The following is an 18734-nucleotide window of genomic DNA, read 5'->3' as shown; positions in this document are numbered from 1 at the left end:
CGAACGGATGACAACGCCAACAGTCAACAAATCTAGGATACCGGAGAGCGTTGCCATGAAACGTCGCTATAGCTGGCCGCTGTGGACAGTCGTGGGCCTCATCGTCTTGCTGATTGCCATTCACATCGCGCTGCCTTATGTGGTGCGCAATTATCTGAACAACAAGCTCGCCGACATGGGCGATTACCGGGGCCAGGTCACCGACGTCGACCTGGCCCTGTGGCGTGGCGCCTACAAGATCAACGGCCTGAACATCGTCAAGGTCGACGGCAAGGTCCCCGTTCCGCTGCTCAAAGTCCCGGTGATCGATCTGGCGGTCAGTTGGCACTCACTCTGGTACGACCACGCGGTGGTCGCAGAGGTTGCGTTCGTCAGCCCCGAGCTTAACTTCGTCGACGGCGGCCCCGACAAACGACAATCACAGACCGGTGCAGGCACCGACTGGCGTGTTGAACTGAACAAACTGCTGCCAATCACCCTAAACGAGTTACGCATCCAGGATGGGAAGATCATCTTCAACAACTTCAATTCCACGCCCAAGGTGAAAATCGAAGCCGACAAGGTCAACGCCAGCATCTACAACTTGACCAACATCGCAGGCCAGCGCGACGCCCGTTTCGAGGGCAAGGCGTTACTGCTGGGAAATGCTCCGCTGGAAAGCAGTGCCACGTTTGACCCGTTAAGCAACTTCGAAGATTTCGATTTCAAACTGCGAGCTACCGGCGTGCAACTCAAACAGATGAACGACTTCGCCTCCGCTTATGGCAAGTTCGACTTCAATGCGGGCAACGGCGACATCGTCATCGAAGCACAGGCCAGGAAAGGCCAGCTCAGCGGCTACATCAAACCGCTGCTGCGCGATGTGGACATTTTCAACTGGCAGCAAGACGTTGAAAACCGCAACAAGGGTTTCTTCCGCTCCATCTGGGAAGCCATGGTGGGCGGCAGCGAAACCGTGCTCAAGAACCAGCGCGAAAACCAGTTCGCCACCCGCGTCGAACTCAGTGGCAGCGTGCATAACCAGAACGTCAGCGCGTTTCAGGCGTTTTTGCAGATTCTGCGCAATGCTTTCGTGAAGGCGTTCAATACGCGGTACGACAGCGGGAAGAAAGAGGCGGGATGATTGCACCTCCTCCTGTTGACGTGCGCTTGCTTACGAAGACTCAGGAAGCGCCGCTGCCTCTCTAGTGGATGAAAGCCAGCCTTCGTGAGCAAGCGCTGACCCACCACTTAGCCCTGCTCTTCATCCTGTCCATGCTCAATACCGTAAGACGCTCGGTCTTCGGCGAGCAACCGTCCACTCAACTCTCTTCCCTGTAATGCTTCCCAGCCGATACACGCGAGTGCCAGGGTTCGGGGTGTTGCCTCACGCCCATTGCTGTAGCGCGTAATGCTTCGCGTGCTGACGCCCAAGGCTTCGGCAGCCAGCGCCAGGGGCAACCCCGTTCGTGCTCGCCAACCGATGAATATGCGGGTGTTCTCGTCCTTGGCAGCCTGGGCCTGAGCATCGAGATACAACGTGTCCGCACCGATCTGAATGTCCAGATCCACCCACTCCACAGTCCAGCCATCGTCCCCGATTTCTGCCTGCATGAAGGCATCTTCGATCCGGAGTGGTCGAAGACCGGGAAAATTCTGGATGTCCGCGTTCATGTCGAGCACGAACTTTTGATCGTTGATGAACGTCAGGTCCAGCTTGCGCCCCTTCAGCGCCTGGACCGATTTGAGACGTGGTCGCTTCATGGATGCCATCTTGTCCATTCCTCCAACAGTTCTGTCTGGTGGGCCTGTACCCATTCAAGCGCCTCCTTGAGCACAGCGGCCGGTGCATGACCGAGCATGGGTTCAACCGGTTGCAGGCCGATCAACACATCCAAACCGCCCCCGGTGAGATGCACGTGGGGCGGCAGGTGATCCTTTTCCCGCAGCTGAATCCTGTATTTGTCCCTGAATCTATGTTTGGTAGACATCACGGCAATGTATAGCCAATTTGGCGATACCTCAACACGCGTTACACATTTGTTCGAGTCAAAACACGACCCGCCATTCAGCTACTGAATAAAGCGTCTGCGTTCACAGTTGTGCGGGCCGCGCGTTATAGTCGCGCCATGCTCTCTTTCTGATTGAGGCGGTCTGAGTTGTTGCTCAGGCGCCATGTTCGAGGATTTTCCGATGAAGTTCGAAGGCACTTCTGCCTACGTCGCTACCGACGACCTGAAGCTGGCGGTCAACGCTGCCATCACCCTGGAGCGTCCGCTGCTGGTCAAAGGCGAGCCGGGCACGGGCAAGACCATGCTCGCCGAGCAACTGGCCGAATCCTTCGGCGCCAAGCTGATCACCTGGCACATCAAATCGACCACCAAGGCCCATCAGGGCCTGTATGAGTACGATGCGGTCAGTCGTCTGCGCGACTCTCAGCTGGGCGTCGACAAAGTCCACGAGGTGCGTAATTACCTGAAGAAGGGCAAGCTCTGGGAAGCGTTCGAGTCGGAAGAACGCGTGATTCTGCTGATCGACGAGATCGACAAGGCCGACATCGAATTCCCCAACGACCTGCTGCAAGAACTCGACAAGATGGAGTTCTACGTTTACGAGATCGACGAAACGATCAAGGCGAAAAAGCGCCCGATCATCATCATTACCTCGAACAACGAAAAAGAGCTGCCGGATGCGTTCCTGCGCCGCTGTTTCTTCCATTACATCGCCTTCCCTGACCGCACCACCCTGCAGCGGATCGTCGATGTGCACTACCCCGACATCAAAAAAGACCTGGTCAGCGAAGCGCTCGATGTGTTCTTCGACGTGCGCAAGGTCCCGGGCCTCAAGAAGAAGCCTTCGACTTCAGAACTGGTGGACTGGCTGAAACTGCTGATGGCCGACAACATCGGCGAAGCGGTGCTGCGCGAGCGCGATCCGACCAAGGCCATTCCGCCGCTGGCGGGCGCGCTGGTGAAGAACGAGCAAGACGTGCAATTGCTTGAGCGTCTCGCATTCATGAGCCGTCGTGGCAATCGCTAAGCTCTTCGGGATAAGTGCGGGACAACCAACATGCTGCTCAACCTCTTCAACGAAATGCGCGCCGCCAAGGTGCCGGTCTCAGTGCGTGAGCTGCTGGACCTGATCAACGCCCTGAAACAGCGGGTGGTCTTCGCCGACATGGACGAGTTCTACTACTTGTCGCGGGCGATTCTGGTCAAGGACGAGCGCCATTTCGACAAGTTCGACCGGGCCTTCGGCGCCTATTTCAATGGCCTCGAAAAGCTCGACGACCATTTACAGGCGCTGATTCCCGAGGACTGGTTGCGCAAGGAGTTCGAGCGTTCGCTGACGGATGAAGAGCGCGCGCAGATCCAATCCCTCGGCGGGCTGGACAAACTCATCGAAGAGTTCAAGAAACGCCTCGAAGAACAGAAGGAACGCCACGCGGGCGGCAACAAGTGGATCGGCACCGGCGGCACCAGCCCGTTTGGTTCGGGCGGTTATAACCCGGAGGGCATTCGGGTCGGCGATGCGGGCAAGCGTCAGGGCAAGGCGGCGAAAGTCTGGGATCAGCGCGAGTACAAGAACCTCGACGACCAGGTCGAACTGGGCACCCGCAACATCAAGGTGGCCCTGCGCCGCTTGCGCAAGTTTGCGCGTCAGGGTGCGGCGGACGAACTGGACATCGACGGCACCATCGACCACACCGCCCGCGATGCCGGTTTGCTGAATATCCAGATGCGCCCGGAACGCCGAAACACCATCAAGCTGTTGCTGTTGTTCGACATCGGCGGCTCGATGGACGCCCACGTGAAAATCTGCGAAGAACTGTTCTCGGCCTGCAAGACCGAGTTCAAGCACATGGAATATTTCTACTTCCACAACTTCATCTACGAATCCGTGTGGAAGAACAATTTGCGCCGCACCTCGGAACGCACTTCGACCCAGGATTTGCTCCACAAATACGGCGCCGACTACAAAGTGATCTTCATCGGCGACGCCGCCATGGCGCCCTACGAAATCACCCAGCCAGGCGGCAGCGTCGAACACTGGAACGAAGAAGCGGGCTACGTGTGGATGCACCGCTTCATGGCCAAGTTCAAGAAGATCATCTGGATCAACCCCTACCCCAAAGACGCCTGGGCCTACACCACCTCGACCAACATCGTACGGGATTTGATCGAGGATCAGATGTACCCGCTGACCTTGCGCGGGTTGGAGGAAGGGATGCGGTATCTGGCGAAGTAATGCTGAGACTGTAGGAGCGCGCTTGCCCGCGAATGGGTTGTATCAACGACCCCCCCTGACTGACACACCGCAATCGCGGGCAAGCGCGCTCCTACAACGGCAGACCGAGTCGATTCAGACACCCCACCTGCTCCCGATGCGCCATCTCCTGCACCACCGCCCTCATCCGCACCACCGTGCCCGGCAGTTTCTGCGCCAGCCTCGCCAGTGACAGCGGCGTCAGCGCGCCGAGTCGGGGGTAGCCGCCGATGGTCTGGCGGTCGTTGAGCAGGACGATGGGCTGGCCGTCCGGCGGGACTTGGATGGCACCGAGCGGAATGCCTTCCGAGATCATTGGCTTGCCTTGATACACCAGCTCCGGCCCCAATAGACGCATGCCCATGCGGTCGGCGCGGCTGTCGAGTGTCCAGTCGTTGTTGAACGCGTCGAACAGGCTCAGGCCGCTGAACTGGCCGATCTGCGCGCCGAGGACGACATCCAGTGGACGCTGATCGGAGAAGTCGGGGATGAGGTGATCGGGCAGCGCGTGAAGCTCAAATGACGCCCCTGAATAAGTCAGTTGATCGCCTTCAACCAGCGCTTTTCCGGAACCGTCCAGCCCTCCCAGTCCTTCGCGCCCGACAGTGGCGCAGCTGCAGAGGACTTCGACCGCAGCAAAGCCACCCGGCGCGGCGATGTAGGCCCGAGCGCCGGTCATAGGCTGAGCGAAGCGCAGTTGCTGGCCTTTCCTGACGAAGAAGCTGCGCCAAGGCGCCATCGGGCGGTCATCGAGCATCGCGCCCAGATCCGCTCCCGCCAATGCGAGGCAGCAATCGGATTCGGCGATCAGGGTCAGGCCGCCGAGGGTAATTTCGATGACGGCGGCATCCAGCGGGTTGTTGAGCAGTTTGTTGGCCCAGGACATCGACACCCAGTCCAGCGCCCCGCCCTGCGTCACGCCTAGATGACGGACGCCAAACCGTCCGGCATCCTGAAGCAGGCACAGCGGCGTACTGCTTTTTACGGTAAGCACAGTCATGCCAGCGCCTCCAGCGCAGTGTCGTCGCCACCCAGGCGAATGAATTCGGCGTGATCGACAGGTTCGAAACGCACGGTGTCGCCAGGCTGCATCAGGCTGTAACCCTCGATGTCGCGATCGAACAATGTCGCCGGCGTGCGGCCCAGGATGTTCCATCCGCCCGGTGACGCCAGCGGGTAAGCCGCTGTCTGGCGCTCGGCGATACCGACGCTGCCCGCCGCCACGCGTTTGCGCGGCGTTTTGATCCGTGGTGCCGCCAAGACCTCTTCGACCAGCCCCATGAAGGCAAATCCGGGGGCGAAGCCCAAGGCGAAGACCTGATATTCACGCTGGCTGTGGCGACGGATCACCTCATCCACCGGCAATCCACTGCGCCGGGACAGCAACGTCAGTTCGGGACCAACGCTCAGGTCATACCAGACCGGCAACACATGCTGCCGCCCGCTTTGGGCGGCGTCAGGGGACAGGTCGGTCATGGCCTGCGCGATCACCTCACGCGCCTGCCGGGGGTCGAGCGCCATCAGGTCGTAATGCACCATCAAGGTCGTGTACGACGGCACCAGATCAATCAAATGCGCACCGAAGCCCTCGCGCAGACGCAAACTGGCCGCAAGCATCCATGGCATGTTGGCTTCGTCGATGGCATCGAACAGACGCACCATCAAACAATCGATCGCGACCACTTCGATGCGCACATTCATGAGGCGGACAACTGCGCCGGGGTGTTGCCCAAGGCCTGACGGATCCGTTGCACGGCGGCAATGGAACTGGCGTTGTCGCCGTGCACGCAGAGAGTGTCGGCGTTGAGCAGCAGTTCGCTGCCGTCGCTCGCAATCAAGGGGTCACCACGAGACAGGGTCAGTGCCTGGGCAATAATGGTTTCCGGGTCATGGTGGACCGCACCCGGCAAGCTGCGCGACACTAGACGCCCCACGCTGTCGTATGCACGGTCGGCGAACGCTTCGAACCACAGGGTGACGCCGAATTCATCGGCCATCGCTTGCGCTGCGCTGTTGTCACGCATGGCCAGCAGCATCAAGGGCAATTCAGCGTTGTAGCGGGCGATGCCTTCAATGACGGCACGCAGTTGCTCCGGATTGGCCATCATGTCGTTGTACATTGCGCCGTGGGGTTTGACGTAACTGACATGACCGCCCTGTGCACGGGCGACACCGTCGAGTGCGCCGACCTGGTAATGCAGCAGGTCCTGGATCTCTTGCGGCGAACAGGCCATGGAGCGGCGGCCGAATCCCACGAGATCCGGATACGCAGGGTGCGCACCGATGCTCACGTTATGGGTCAACGCCAACGCCACGGTCTTGCGCATGACACTGGGATCGCCCGCATGAAAACCACAGGCGATATTGGCGCAATCAATGAACGGCATGACTTCGGCATCCAGACCCATGGTCCACGCGCCGTAGCTTTCGCCGATATCACAATTCAATAACAGGCGGCCCAAGGCGTATCTCCTGTGCAGAGGAATGTTAAAGACGGGCCTTGAGTCTACGCGTGGGAAGCGTCGCTTTGCAGCGTTGAAACGAGCCTGTCATGTGCAGGCGCATTCTTGGGCGGGAGAGGACGGGGCGTCCAACGAATAAAAGCGAGAGGGGGAGATAAGAAAAAGTGAACGGCTTTCTTCAGCGCCGCAATAGGGGACATCGTTGGTACGGTCACAGGTGCTCTACCACTGTGGGAGCGAATTCATTAGCGAAAAATCAGCAAGACAACACATTCGTGACGGATGTACCAAAACATCGCGAATAAATTCGCTCCCACAGGCCCTGTGCGAAGCGGCTGAACGGTTTCGCTCCCTAGCGCCAGTCGCGATTGATGGGTCGCACGTGATGCCGTCCTACGAACACCCAGTCGATGAGCAGCACAAAGCTTTCGATGACCAGCGAGAACAGCAGCGCGCACACCAGGCCCCAGCCAATGACTTCAGGCGACAACAAGACCTGCCAGGAATACCCGTTCCAGGTTTCCTTGCGGATGTCCGGGTCGGCGGCGGTCAACACATGGTAAGCCCGCATGTACCACGGGCCTTGCAATGCAAGCCATTCGCGGTCGAGGGTTTGTGTCCGCGTCAGCAGGTTATTGATGTTATCGGCATCGGTGCGAAACACCGGGTCATCACTGCTGCGGTAGTGCTGGATCAGCGCCTGGACATCACCCTTGAAAAACCGCTGAGCGGTGTCGTTGTAACCGCCAAGGCTCTTTTGCGCCTCGATCAGGTGCGCTTCCACACGCTTGGTGTAATCGCTGATAAACCCGGGGATCTGCACGCCGATCAACAGGCCCGCCGTGAACAACACCAGTCGCAGATAGCTTCGCAGCATAGATCCCTCTCTGTCAGGTTCGGCCTTCGGCCACGCATTCGCCGCGACGCCACAAGCTCCAGCGGCCAGGTTCGTAGCGATTCCAGGTTTCGTTCTCGGTCAACGGCTCGGTGGCGATGACCGTGACCACGTCGTTCGGGGTGGTTTCGGCCTGAAAATCGACGATCACATCAACATCTTTCAGGCGAGCCGGGCCGAACGGAGCACGGCGAGTGATGTGCACCAGCTTGGTGGAGCAGAAACAAAATAGCCAGTCGCCATCACTGAGCAAGCTGTTGAACACGCCTTTGCTGCGGTACTCGCTGCAGGCTTCGACCAGGGTCGGCAACAGCTGTTCGATCTCGACAGGCTCTGGAAAACCTTCACGCACCCGGTTCAACAAATCGCAGAAGGCCGCTTCGCTGTCGGTGTCCCCCACCGGCCGATAGAACGTGGCGCGGGGGTGAAAATCCGCCAGTTGGCCGTTATGGGCGAAGCACCAGTTACGGCCCCACAATTCACGAACGAATGGATGGGTGTTGGACAGGCAGACCTTACCGACGTTGGCCTGACGTATATGACCGATGACCACTTCGCTCTTGATCGGGTAACGCTGCACCAGTTGGGCGACTTCCGACTCGCTGCTGGCCGCCGGATCCTGAAACAGGCGCAAGCCGCGCCCCTCATAGAAGCCGATGCCCCAGCCATCGCGGTGCGGACCGGTTCGCCCGCCACGCTGCATCAGCCCGGTGAAGCTGAACACGATGTCGGTGGGTACGTTGGCACTCATGCCTAGAAGTTCACACATGCTCGGCTCTCGGTAGGCTTAACCGCAGATCACACGGTAGGCGCGCACTTGCCCGCGAATGCCGTCTGACAGGCAGTCCTGCTTCGCCTGAAAGCGCGCAATCGCGGGCAAGCGCGCTCCTACAGGGAAAAGTGTCATCACAACTTGGGTTCGACCCGGTAGCGGCCACTGCTGCCATTGGCCGGCGCAGCGGGTGGATTGGCGAAGCGGCTCGGACTCTGGTTTGCGAACGGCTCGTCGTCCTGCTCTGCCTGCTTCTGCTCGGCAGCCGCCTGTGCAGCCGCTGCCTCGGCATGAGCCTGACGGGCTTTCTTCTTGCGCAAAAACGGCAGGCGGATCAGCGCGAAGATGACATACAGACCCAGGGCAACGGCGCCGTAGGTGGCCAGATCCAGCACTGCTCGCCAGACGTTGTTGCCGACCTTGAGCGCAAGATCCAGCACGCTGATGGCCAGCGCGGGGGCGTACTTGTCCTTGACCGGATCGATGACGGTCGGGCAGAACAGCAGGACCGCGCCGATCACGCGCAGCGGCTCGCGCAGGTAGCGCCACATCCAGCCGGTCAGCTTGAACCACACCCACAGACAACCCAACGCAGCGAATGCGTAAAGGCCCCAGGCAATCAGATAGTCGTTGTCGGTCATGACGTCCGTGGTAAGGCAGGTAAAGAGGCGCTTATGATAACGACTTTTCGCCAGCCTAGCTTCCCCGGCTTCAGTTATCGGTCCGCACTGCCTTCTACCAGGCAACGCCGGGCCGGACCGTTTAGTCGAGAACGCCCATTGAGAGAGCCCAGCATGCCTTCTTCCAACACTGCCTCTAGCGCTCCGCTGGCCCGCAAGGCCGACGGCGCCGACCCGTATGCCTGGCTGCAGAATCGCGACACCGACGAGGTGCTGGATTACCTCAAGGCCGAAAACGACTATCAGGAGCGCCAACTGGCCGACCAGCAGGCGCTGCGCGAAACGCTGTTTCAGGAGATCAAGGGCCGCATTCTTGAAACCGATCTGTCGCTGCCCTCGCCCTGGGGCCCGTATCTGTATTACACCCGCACTACCGAAGGCGACGAATACGCCCGCCACTATCGCTGCCCTCGCCCCGCAGACGACTCACAGACGGTCGACGAAAGCGCCGAAGAGTTGCTGCTGGACCCCAACGTATTGGCCAACGGCGGCTTTTTTTCGCTCGGCGCGTTCAGCATCAGTCCGGACCACCAGCGTCTGGCGTACAGCCTCGATACCACTGGCGAAGAGGTCTATCAGCTCTACGTCAAAGAACTGAGCAGCGGCAACGTCATCAATCTCCCCTTCGAGGACTGTGACGGCAGCATGACCTGGGCCAACGACAGCCAGACGTTGTTCTTCGGCGAGCTGGACGACACCCACCGCCCCCATAAGCTTTACCGCCACACCTTGGGTAACGATTCTGCCGACCTCGTGTTCAACGAGCCGGACGGGCGTTTCTTCCTGCACTGCTACCGCACCAGCTCCGAGCGGCAACTGGTGTTGGCCCTCGACAGCAAGACCACCGGCGAATCCTGGGTGCTGGATGCGAGCAAGCCGGAGCAGGCGTTTGTCTGCATGGCGCCACGCAGTGAGGGTCATGAGTACTCCGTGGACCATGGCCTGGTCGACGGCACCTGGAGTTGGCTGATCCGCAGCAATCAGGCCGGCATCAACTTCGCGCTGTTCCATGCGCCGGAAAAAACCAGCGGCGTCCCAGAGCGCAAGGACTGGCAAACGCTGATCCCGCACAGCGATTCAGTGATGCTCGATGGCTTCAGCCTCAACGCCAAAGGCCTGACCCTCAGTTTGCGTGAAGGCGGCCTGCCCATCGTCGAAGTTCACCCACAGGACTTGCCGGCCTATCGTGTGCAACTGCCGGACGCCGCCTACAACCTGTATGTGCAGGACACCCTTGAATTCGACAGCGACAAGATTCGCCTGCGTTACCAGTCGCTGAACCGCCCGCCTCAAGTGCGTCAGCTGACGTTGGCCACGGGCGAGCAAGAGGTGCTCAAGGAGACGCCCGTACTGGGCGTGTTCGACGCTGATGCCTACGTCAGCCAGCGCTTGTGGGCGACCGCTGCCGACGGTACCCAGGTGCCGATCAGCCTGGTGGTCAAACGCGAGCTGGCCGGCCAGCCCGTGCCGCTGTACCTCTACGGCTACGGTGCGTATGGCGAGAGTCTGGACCCATGGTTCTCCCATGCCCGGCTGAGCTTGCTGAATCGGGGCGTCGCCTTCGCCATCGCACACGTGCGCGGCGGTGGCGAACTCGGTGAAGCCTGGTACCTCAACGGCAAGCAGGAGCATAAGCAAAACACCTTCAGCGACTTCATCGCCTGCGCCGAGCACCTGATCGCGCAAAACCTCACCACGGCGGACAAACTGGTGATCAGCGGCGGGAGCGCCGGCGGATTGCTGATCGGCGCCGTGGTCAATCAGCGTCCTGACCTGTTCAAGGCCGCCATCGCCGAAGTGCCGTTCGTCGACGTCCTGAACACCATGCTCGACCCTGATCTGCCACTGACCGTGACGGAATACGACGAGTGGGGAAATCCGCAGGAACCGGCGGTATATGCTCGCATCAAGGCCTATGCCCCGTACGAGAACGTCACCGCTCAGGCGTATCCGTCGATGCTGGTGATTGCCGGGTACAACGACAGCCGCGTGCAGTATTGGGAAGCGGCCAAGTGGGTGGCAAAATTGCGCGACACCAAAACCGATGACAACCTACTGTTGCTCAAGACAGAACTGGGTGCCGGGCACGGTGGGATGAGCGGCCGTTATCAGGGATTGCGTGACGTAGCGCTCGAATACGGTTTTATCTTCAAGGTATTGCAACTGGCGTGAGGAACTCCCTCATCGCCATGTGTCATACCAGACGGTCCCCGGACGATGCGTAGTCCAGGGACGTCTTACACATCAGCTGTTATCAGTCTCCATTCTTCACGACTCAACAAGACCATCACATGCCAACACCGTCATCCCTGAACAATGAGATCCGCGAGATGCTGATGGACTGCGGTCTGTTCCTCGCCCTGACGCCCGCCGACTTTTCCGCGGCAGCAGGTTATTTCAGCATCAGCAGCATCGAAAAAGGCCAGCCGATCTTCAACGAGGGCGATGCAGGCACCTTCATGTGCATCATCCATTCGGGGACGGTGTCGGTGCAGAAACTCAATGGAGAAGGCAAGCAGGTCGAAACGGCGATCCTGCGCAGCGGTCGGGCGTTCGGTGAAATGGCGGTGCTGGACGGCGAACGTCGTTCGGCAAGCTGCATTGCAGCGTCGCCTTGCTACCTGCTGAACCTGGGCAAGGACTCACTGGACAAGATGCTCAACGACGCCCCGAAAGTGGCAGCCAAGATCATCCGCGCGATTGCGATCGCGATGTCCAAGCGCCTGCGGATGATGGACGGACAGGTGCTGGCACAGCAGGAATGACGCGTCGCACCTGTACTTGCCCCTGATGAGCTCACTCTGACCTGTGGGAGTGAGCTTGGTCTGGGCCGCATCCGGACGAAGAGGGCCTGGACCTTCGCTGCATCTCTTCCAGCCGGAATACCGTCTTCGCGAGCAAGCTCGCTCCCACAGAGAAGGACTGCCCCCAACACGTTGGATGCCCACTCCCTTTCTGGGGGCCGGTTTCAATCGCGGTAGCCTGAATCAAGGACTGGGCTTGGCGGGCGGCGGCAACCCCGGCAGCGGCTCATCTTCTTTGGGCGGGCCGGGTTGAGGAATCTTTGGCAGTAATGGCGGATTACCCTGGCCTCCCGCGCGCGGCACAGTCGGTGGGGTGACTTGCGGATAAGGCGTTGGGGTGGCCGTTCCCGGCGAGCCGGATGTTGCAGCGATCGGCTCGGGGGTATTAAGGACAGGCTGCAGATTCTCGGCAAACGCCTGTGATGCACCGAGCATCATCAAGGCAATCGCCGCTAGAATGGACCGCTTCATCGTTGGCCTCCACTGCCAATCTTTTGCTGTGACGCTCAGGCTACTCCTGCGCGGCGCTTCGTGCGCTGAGAAATTGATGCGCACACCTTCAGGCTTTCTACCGGGTTCTCCATGAAACGTTTCGTTCTGCTCGACACCACCCCGATTCCCGACAACGGCGGCGCCCTGTGCCTGTTCGAATACGGCGAAGACTTCGTCATCAAGATTCAGGGGGGCGATGGCGGCCAGTTGATGAACACGCGCATGCACGGCTCCGAGGACGCGCTGGCGGAAATTCCCTGCAAGAAAGTCGCCTCTCGGCTGAACCCTCGCGTTTTGATCGGCGGTCTCGGAATGGGCTTCACCCTCGCCTCGGCGCTCAAGCATCTTGGCAAGAACGGCGAAGTGGTCGTGGCCGAACTGGTGCCCGGCGTGGTCGAGTGGAATCGCGGGCCATTGGGTGAGAAGTCCGGCAATCCGTTGCAGGACCCACGTGCCCGGGTCGTCGTGCAGGACGTCGCCCAGGTGCTGAAAAGCGAGCCTCAGGGCTTCGATGCGATCATGCTCGATGTCGACAACGGCCCTGAAGGCCTGACGCAAAAAGCCAACAGCTGGCTCTACTCCGCCGGTGGTCTGGCGGCCTGCGCAAGCGCTCTGCGCCCGAAAGGTGTGTTGGCGGTCTGGTCGGCCAGCGCCGACGCAGCCTTCAGTGACAAACTGCGCAAAGCCGGATTCAAGGCCGAAGAGGTCAAGGTCTACGCCCACGGCAATAAAGGCACACGGCATACGATCTGGATTGCTGAAAAAGTCAAAGCCTGACAGCCGATCAAAGCGCTAGACTTGCCCCATTGCCAACCGCACACGAAACAGGTGACACCATGAGCTCGGGAACCCCGACCAACACTTCCAAGCTGGACCGCATCCTGGCCGATGCCCAGCGTGACCGCGAGATGGGCTATCGCGACAAGGCGCTGCGCATGTACCCGCACGTCTGCGGCCGCTGCGCCCGCGAGTTTTCCGGCAAGCGCCTGAGCGAACTGACCGTGCATCACCGCGACCACAACCACGACAACAACCCGCAGGACGGTTCCAACTGGGAACTGCTGTGCCTGTACTGCCACGACAACGAGCACTCGCGTTACACCGATCAGCAGTACTTCTCCGACAGCTCGACCAGCAGTCCGAAGACCGCGAAGGCCACGCACAACCCATTCGCGGCGCTGGCTGGGTTGATGAAGAAAGACGAATAAGCCTGTAGGAGCGCGCTTGCCCGCGATGCGTTCTTTCAGCCGAAAGATCCTTAACGCCTGATCCGGACAATCGCGGGCAAGCGCGCTCCTACACGTTCGCTGAGCCCCACCTTCCCGTATAATCCCGCGCTTTCTCTGACGAGCACCCTCCCCCGTGGCCAACAAACGCTATGCCTGCATCGGCTTGTACAACCCCAAGTCTCCGGAAAACGTCGGTTCGGTGATGCGCGCGGCGGGCTGTTATGGCGTGGCGTCGGTGTTCTACACCGGCAAACGCTACGAGCGGGCGCGGGACTTCATCACTGACACCAAGAAGATCCATCAGGACATTCCGCTGATCGGCATCGACGACTTGAAAAAGATCATCCCACTGGGCTGCGTGCCCGTTGCCGTTGAACTGGTCGAAGGCGCCCGCGCATTGCCGGAATACACCCATCCCGACCGCGCGATTTATATCTTCGGCCCGGAAGACGGCTCGCTCGACAAAGAGATCCGGGACTGGTGCGAGGACGTGGTGTACATCCCCACCACCGGCTGCATGAACCTGGCGGCGACCGTGAACGTGGTGCTTTACGACCGCATGGCCAAGGGCAACAACACCCGCTCCGGCCCGCAGTTCGGTCGTGAGACCGATCGCACCTGATCCACCCGCAACGACAAACGCATTGAACAGTTTGCGCTCGCGGCAGTCAGCTTTAGGGACCCTACCTATTCATGGAGACCGCATCATGAGCGATACCCCGATCATCAAACGCGTCGAACGAACCGTGCGTGATTATCCAGAGCAGAACGTGCAAGGCTGGGAGCGAATCGGCTCGCTGGCAGGTGGCGTACTGATGATGGGCAAAGGCTTGCGCCGTGGCGGTATCTTCGGCCTGGTGCAACTGGCGATCGGCGGCGCAGTGCTGGCGCGCGGTATCACCGGCCATTGCTCGACCAAGGCACTGCTGGAAAAAAGCCGCAGTGAGATGGATATCGCCCGCTCGCGCATCGAAGAAGCCGGTGCTGAACTGAGCAAGCTCAAAACCAAGGCTGAGGTCGCTGCCGAAGAGGCGGTGGTCACCACCATCGATGCGGTGAAAGGGCCGAAGGGCGTCTAAGCGAAGACCGCGCGCGCCGCCATTTTAGCTCTCTGAAAATGTATCAATGTGGGAGCGAATTCATTCGCGAGACGTCCGTACGGTCGACACATGTGTAACGGCTGTACGATTTCTCGCGAATGAATTCGCTCCGACAGGCTGTAGTCGGCGATCAAGCGAACACCGTTCTGAGGCTGTTATTCATAGGCTGTTATTCAAGCAGGCTGTTGTTCAACACCTTCGACGGCTCTCCCATCACTCCGGCGGTCACCTGCACAAAATCATGCGTGCTGACCGGCCCCATCCGCATCAAACCCTGAGCCACGTCATCCAGCGACTTCTGGTCGTCGGTCCGTTGCCGAATCTCCTGATCCAGCGCAATCAGCAACAGCACTGCCCGGGCCGTGATGGCGGGGTCGACAGGGTCGGCGCGCAGCGTGGTGACCTTGCGGCCGATACGCGTGAGTATCGACTGCCAATCCTGATACCGGTCTTCGCTCATGCCGCCCGCCCGACGCAGCAGCTCGACGGCGTAATACTCGGCCAGGCCTTCGGGTATCCAGTCACTGCGATCACGCGCCTTCACCCGACCGAACACCTGCACCAGCTCGCGCACCAGAGGACTCACGCCGCTTTCGCTAATCAGCGGGCGATTGCTGTTGAGAAAGACCGAGTCATGCCCGGCGCTGGCATTGCGCGCCATAGAGTCAGCCACACCGACCACCAGCAACTTGCCCGGCGTACGCGGAAACACCGCTTGCAGCTTTGGCCAGACGAAGGTCATCAGCGTCAGGGTTTCCATGCGCCGCATGCCCTGCCCTTTCGGCGAACTCACTGTGACCTCGGTGTCACCCAGACGCGCGCGCCGATTGATCAGGTTGCCCGCCAGCATCCACCCGGTCGGGCGATCAAACAGCCGGGAGACGTTGTCGATGCGAAAACGGTTCTTGCCGATGCGGGGCCATGACGTCTCGATGTGCTTCCAGCCGGTCGGTAAATCAAAGGTCAATCGTGCCTGAAGGCGAACGCCATCCTGCTGATCCAGACGCGCGCGGGGCACCAGATCCTCGCCACGAAACAGCGCCCAGTCAGCGGTCATGCGGCTGTCATAGCGCGGCTTCTCCAGTGAAGGGCTCGCCGCGGGGCGACTGACGTGCACGCGGTAGGTCAACGTTGCCTTGCCAGCGCCAGGCCTCCACACGCCACGCAGTCCGCCAGTCTTCGGCCCAGGGACTGTCGTCCACTGCCCGTCTGCGTTGAAGTCGCTGAAATACCCCTGATCGCCCAGATCAAAATCCAGGCTGCGCACCGCAGTCCCCTGCTCCAGCGTCACCCGCACTTCTGCCTGATCGCGTTGCGGGAGCAAGGTGACGTGGTAGTCCAGATCGACTTTCTTCGCTGCCCACACGGGCAGACCGAACAGCAGCAGAACAGCACACAGCGGCAGTTGATAACGCACGGACAGACCACTCCTGTTGCGACAGGCTCAGGGATCGGGTGGCAAACGCCTGCAGAGGCGCGAAAAAATCAGCCCGCGCGGAAGATCAGGTAATCTTCCCAGTCATCTTCGGCGACATTCTTTTCGCTGAGCATGCGCCCCGCCTGGGAAATGCGTTCCTTGTGGACCTGGTCCCGATCACCGCACACCAAGTGATGCCAAAGGGGCAGATCTTTTCCTTCGCTGACCAGACGGTAACCGCACGTCGGTGGCAGCCACTTGAATTCATCGGCCTGGCCCGGCGTGAGTTGAATGCAATCCGGCACCTGGGCGCGACGATTCGGATAATCGGTGCATTGGCAGGTCTTCAGGTCCAGCAACTTGCAGGCGATGCGCGTGTAATAGACGCTGCCATCGTCCTCGTCCTCGAGTTTCTGCAGGCAGCACAGGCCGCAACCGTCGCACAGCGATTCCCACTCGACCGAATCGAGTTGATCGAGGGTTTTACGCATCCAGAACGGTTCGACTTTGGCGGCCATGGTTTCGAGGGATCGGTATCGGGCAATGAAAAGGCCGCCAGTCTAGTGGCACATCGCAGCCGGGCCAAGCGCTGGCGACTGTCGGTAAGCACAGACTTGTCAGCGAAACGCCGGCGCAGTAGTTTTATGCCCTCGCAGGCTGGCGCCAGAGCCTTGCTTGCGACCTGCACATCAACTGTCCTTTTCGACAGCTGTCCGTTCGACGATGCCTGCCGTCCACGGCCCATCTGATTGATCCCGCACGCCGGTTCGGGCGCTGCGGTTTACTCATACTTCAGGATCAGACTTTCCATGAGCGCCAATCCACGCGTTGCCGAATACGCCATTCACCCGCAATTCACCGATCGCTGGTCGCCACGGGCCTTCACCGGCGAAAGCATTCCCCAGGAAACCCTGCTGAGCTTCTTCGAAGCCGCGCGCTGGGCGCCGTCGGCTTACAACTCCCAACCGTGGCGTTTTCTGTACGCGCGACGCGATACGCCAAACTGGGAACGCTTCCTGGGACTGCTGAACGAATTCAACCGTGGCTGGGCGCAACACGCCTCGGCGCTGGTGATTGTGATCTCCAAGACAACCTTTACGGCACCCGGCGCCACCGAGGAAACACCGGCACTGTGGCACACCTTCGACACCGGTTCGGCATGGGGTCACCTGGCGCTTCAAGCCAGCCTCAGCGGCTGGCACACCCACGGCATGGCCGGGTTCGATCAGGAGCTGACGCGCAAGGAGCTGAAAATCCCCGAGGGTTACGCGCTGCACGCTGCGGTGGCCATTGGCAAACTGGGCGACAAATCGACCCTCGCCGAATACCTGCAAGCCCGCGAAACGCCGAGCCCGCGTCGGCCTTTGGCAGAGTTGGCGGCTGAAGGGGATTTCAGTTTGTAAAGCGGTGTGAGCCATTCTTACTGCTGGTTCGAAACGTCAGACTGACGCAGTCTGTGTAGGAGCGCGCTTGCCCGCGATCTACCGCGCAGCGGTAGCAAAATCAGGCAACTCGATCATGCCTGGCACCCCGCATGCACAGGTCTTGCCGCCGGTTCCCGGCAGATCGCGGGCAAGCGTGCTCCTACAAGGGCGAACCGCTCACGCTCAATACCCCTTCGCGAAATCCACTTCCCCGCGCAACGCTTCCCCAGCGGTATAGGCTTTCAGGTTCTCAACGAACAGCTGCGTCATCGCCGATGGCGAGGTCGGTGCAGAACTGTGACCGGTGAGCAACAGCCCCCAGGCCGTCCAGAACGGATGGCGTTGCGGTAATGGCTCCTGGCGGCAGACGTCAATCACCGCGCCCGCCAGATGACCTTCCTTCAGCGCCTGGACCAGATCGGCATCGACCACTGCCACGCCGCGCCCGACGTTGATGAACAGCGCCGACGGTTTGAATTTGGCGAACAGCTTCGCGTCGTAGAGATCGTGAGTCTGAGGCGTATTGGGCAGCAGATTGACGACGAAGTCGACCTCGGCCACCAGACGTGGCAAATCCTCGAGCGCCCCCACTTCAACGAATGGCGCCTGTGTGCGCGCACTGGACGCAATGCCATACAGCTCAACGCCAAACGGCACCAGAAACTCGGCAACGCGGACACCGATGTCGCCAGTACCGACGATCAACGCTTTGCGCCCGGCCAGACTCTGGCCCATCCGGTCGTCCCATTTGCGCTCGACCTGACTCACCAGCCGGGCCAGCACTTCACGCTCATGCACCAGCATGTAGGTCAGGACGAACTCCGCCATGACCTGACCGAAAATGCCGACTGCGCGAGTCAGGCGGTAGTCACGGTTCAACCCAGGCGCCAGCAACGGCGTAATGCCTGCCCAGGTCGATTGAAGCCATTGTGGTGTGTGACCCTGGCGCAGCAGGTTGGCGAGCAGGTCGGGCTGACCCAGCCAGATCGAGGCCTGCGCCGCCATTTTTGACAGCTCGGCAGAGTCGCCGCTGCTCAGTACTTCGATATCTGGAGCGGCCTTGCGAAGTAACTCGGTGTAAACAGGGTAATCGTGTTCGGCAATCAGAACGCGCATGGATTCAAAACTCAGAAAAGCAGGACATGCGACCGCAAGGCTCCTGGCGCCCACCGTTTTCAGAAACGCCGGGGCGAGCAGAGGCTGACAGCGGTCCG

Annotated in this window: 22 protein-coding genes; 10 read left to right on the top strand and 12 right to left on the bottom strand. The window is 60.3% G+C overall.

What is annotated here, in order from left to right; translation table 11 throughout:
* Window positions 1–55 precede the first annotated feature (55 nt).
* Window positions 56–1123: a DUF748 domain-containing protein gene (locus tag ABDX87_RS20540; protein WP_346829523.1), complete on the top strand. Its 1068-nt coding sequence runs from the start codon at window positions 56–58 to the stop codon at window positions 1121–1123.
* 107 nt (window positions 1124–1230) lie between these two features.
* On the opposite strand, the gene ABDX87_RS20535 is transcribed toward ABDX87_RS20540, so the two are convergent.
* Window positions 1231–1743 carry a DUF2442 domain-containing protein gene (locus ABDX87_RS20535; RefSeq protein ID WP_346829522.1) on the bottom strand — a complete coding sequence of 171 codons (513 nt, stop codon included), beginning with the start codon at window positions 1741–1743 and terminating at the stop codon, window positions 1231–1233.
* Window positions 1740–1970, bottom strand: a complete 231-nt coding sequence (locus ABDX87_RS20530; protein WP_346829521.1) for a DUF4160 domain-containing protein — start codon at window positions 1968–1970, stop codon at window positions 1740–1742. The genes ABDX87_RS20535 and ABDX87_RS20530 overlap by 4 nt, the downstream gene beginning before the upstream one ends.
* Window positions 1971–2172: 202 nt before the next feature.
* On the opposite strand from ABDX87_RS20530, the gene ABDX87_RS20525 reads away from it, so the two are divergent.
* Window positions 2173–3018 (top strand): AAA family ATPase, encoded by an 846-nt coding sequence (locus ABDX87_RS20525; protein ID WP_346829520.1) that lies wholly within the window; start codon window positions 2173–2175, stop codon window positions 3016–3018.
* Window positions 3019–3048: 30 nt separating this feature from the next.
* Window positions 3049–4227, top strand: a complete 1179-nt coding sequence (locus tag ABDX87_RS20520; RefSeq protein WP_346829519.1) for a vWA domain-containing protein — start codon at window positions 3049–3051, stop codon at window positions 4225–4227.
* A 91-nt stretch (window positions 4228–4318) separates the two neighbouring features.
* On the opposite strand, the gene ABDX87_RS20515 is transcribed toward ABDX87_RS20520, so the two are convergent.
* The 6 genes from ABDX87_RS20515 to ABDX87_RS20490 all read right to left on the bottom strand — a co-directional run bounded on the left by ABDX87_RS20515 (window position 4319) and on the right by ABDX87_RS20490 (window position 9015).
* The gene (locus tag ABDX87_RS20515) at window positions 4319–5245 is read right to left on the bottom strand and encodes a biotin-dependent carboxyltransferase family protein (protein ID WP_346829518.1); all 927 of its coding nucleotides are present in this window, start codon (window positions 5243–5245) and stop codon (window positions 4319–4321) included.
* The gene (locus ABDX87_RS20510; RefSeq protein WP_346829517.1) at window positions 5242–5946 is read right to left on the bottom strand and encodes a 5-oxoprolinase subunit B family protein; all 705 of its coding nucleotides are present in this window, start codon (window positions 5944–5946) and stop codon (window positions 5242–5244) included. The genes ABDX87_RS20515 and ABDX87_RS20510 overlap by 4 nt, the downstream gene beginning before the upstream one ends.
* On the bottom strand, window positions 5943–6707 hold the full coding sequence (locus ABDX87_RS20505) for a 5-oxoprolinase subunit PxpA (protein ID WP_346829516.1): 765 nt from the start codon (window positions 6705–6707) through the stop codon (window positions 5943–5945). The genes ABDX87_RS20510 and ABDX87_RS20505 overlap by 4 nt, the downstream gene beginning before the upstream one ends.
* Window positions 6708–7059: 352 nt before the next feature.
* Window positions 7060–7584, bottom strand: coding sequence for a DUF2937 family protein (locus tag ABDX87_RS20500; protein WP_346829515.1), 525 nt, complete (start codon window positions 7582–7584; stop codon window positions 7060–7062).
* Window positions 7585–7597: 13 nt separating this feature from the next.
* Complete coding sequence (locus tag ABDX87_RS20495; RefSeq protein WP_346829514.1) at window positions 7598–8371, bottom strand: class II glutamine amidotransferase; 774 nt, start codon at window positions 8369–8371, stop codon at window positions 7598–7600.
* A gap of 137 nt (window positions 8372–8508) precedes the next feature.
* Window positions 8509–9015, bottom strand: a complete 507-nt coding sequence (locus ABDX87_RS20490) for an MFS transporter (protein ID WP_346829513.1) — start codon at window positions 9013–9015, stop codon at window positions 8509–8511.
* A gap of 153 nt (window positions 9016–9168) precedes the next feature.
* Between ABDX87_RS20490 and ABDX87_RS20485 the strand changes: the two genes are divergently transcribed.
* Both ABDX87_RS20485 and ABDX87_RS20480 read left to right on the top strand, forming a co-directional pair.
* The gene (locus tag ABDX87_RS20485; RefSeq protein WP_346829512.1) at window positions 9169–11226 is read left to right on the top strand and encodes a S9 family peptidase; all 2058 of its coding nucleotides are present in this window, start codon (window positions 9169–9171) and stop codon (window positions 11224–11226) included.
* A gap of 119 nt (window positions 11227–11345) precedes the next feature.
* Window positions 11346–11819, top strand: a complete 474-nt coding sequence (locus tag ABDX87_RS20480; protein ID WP_346829511.1) for a Crp/Fnr family transcriptional regulator — start codon at window positions 11346–11348, stop codon at window positions 11817–11819.
* A gap of 222 nt (window positions 11820–12041) precedes the next feature.
* Here the strand turns inward: ABDX87_RS20480 and ABDX87_RS20475 are convergent, their stop codons facing one another.
* A complete protein-coding gene (locus ABDX87_RS20475) occupies window positions 12042–12329 on the bottom strand; it encodes a hypothetical protein (RefSeq protein WP_346829510.1) in 288 nt (95 codons plus the stop codon).
* Between the two features lie 111 nt (window positions 12330–12440).
* On the opposite strand from ABDX87_RS20475, the gene ABDX87_RS20470 reads away from it, so the two are divergent.
* The 4 genes from ABDX87_RS20470 (at window position 12441) to ABDX87_RS20455 (ending at window position 14658) form a co-directional block, all read left to right on the top strand.
* Complete coding sequence (locus ABDX87_RS20470; RefSeq protein ID WP_346829509.1) at window positions 12441–13127, top strand: spermidine synthase; 687 nt, start codon at window positions 12441–12443, stop codon at window positions 13125–13127.
* A 59-nt stretch (window positions 13128–13186) separates the two neighbouring features.
* Window positions 13187–13558 carry a YajD family HNH nuclease gene (locus tag ABDX87_RS20465; RefSeq protein ID WP_062382651.1) on the top strand — a complete coding sequence of 124 codons (372 nt, stop codon included), beginning with the start codon at window positions 13187–13189 and terminating at the stop codon, window positions 13556–13558.
* A 154-nt stretch (window positions 13559–13712) separates the two neighbouring features.
* The gene (locus tag ABDX87_RS20460) at window positions 13713–14201 is read left to right on the top strand and encodes an RNA methyltransferase (protein ID WP_346829508.1); all 489 of its coding nucleotides are present in this window, start codon (window positions 13713–13715) and stop codon (window positions 14199–14201) included.
* A gap of 85 nt (window positions 14202–14286) precedes the next feature.
* A complete protein-coding gene (locus ABDX87_RS20455; RefSeq protein ID WP_346829507.1) occupies window positions 14287–14658 on the top strand; it encodes a YgaP family membrane protein in 372 nt (123 codons plus the stop codon).
* A 190-nt stretch (window positions 14659–14848) separates the two neighbouring features.
* Here the strand turns inward: ABDX87_RS20455 and ABDX87_RS20450 are convergent, their stop codons facing one another.
* Window positions 14849–16102, bottom strand: a complete 1254-nt coding sequence (locus tag ABDX87_RS20450) for a hypothetical protein (protein ID WP_346833575.1) — start codon at window positions 16100–16102, stop codon at window positions 14849–14851.
* Between the two features lie 62 nt (window positions 16103–16164).
* A complete protein-coding gene (locus ABDX87_RS20445; RefSeq protein ID WP_346829506.1) occupies window positions 16165–16614 on the bottom strand; it encodes a YcgN family cysteine cluster protein in 450 nt (149 codons plus the stop codon).
* A gap of 291 nt (window positions 16615–16905) precedes the next feature.
* Here ABDX87_RS20445 and ABDX87_RS20440 point away from each other — a divergent pair, with 291 nt between their 5' ends.
* Window positions 16906–17499, top strand: coding sequence for a nitroreductase family protein (locus ABDX87_RS20440; RefSeq protein WP_346829505.1), 594 nt, complete (start codon window positions 16906–16908; stop codon window positions 17497–17499).
* Between the two features lie 204 nt (window positions 17500–17703).
* Here the strand turns inward: ABDX87_RS20440 and ABDX87_RS20435 are convergent, their stop codons facing one another.
* On the bottom strand, window positions 17704–18636 hold the full coding sequence (locus ABDX87_RS20435; protein WP_346829504.1) for a D-2-hydroxyacid dehydrogenase: 933 nt from the start codon (window positions 18634–18636) through the stop codon (window positions 17704–17706).
* Window positions 18637–18734: the final 98 nt, after the last annotated feature.

Source organism: Pseudomonas abietaniphila (assembly GCF_039697315.1).
Classification (GTDB): domain Bacteria; phylum Pseudomonadota; class Gammaproteobacteria; order Pseudomonadales; family Pseudomonadaceae; genus Aquipseudomonas; species Aquipseudomonas abietaniphila_B.
The sequence above is the reverse complement of the archived record's forward strand: the minus strand, read 5'-3'. Positions and strand labels throughout refer to the sequence as shown.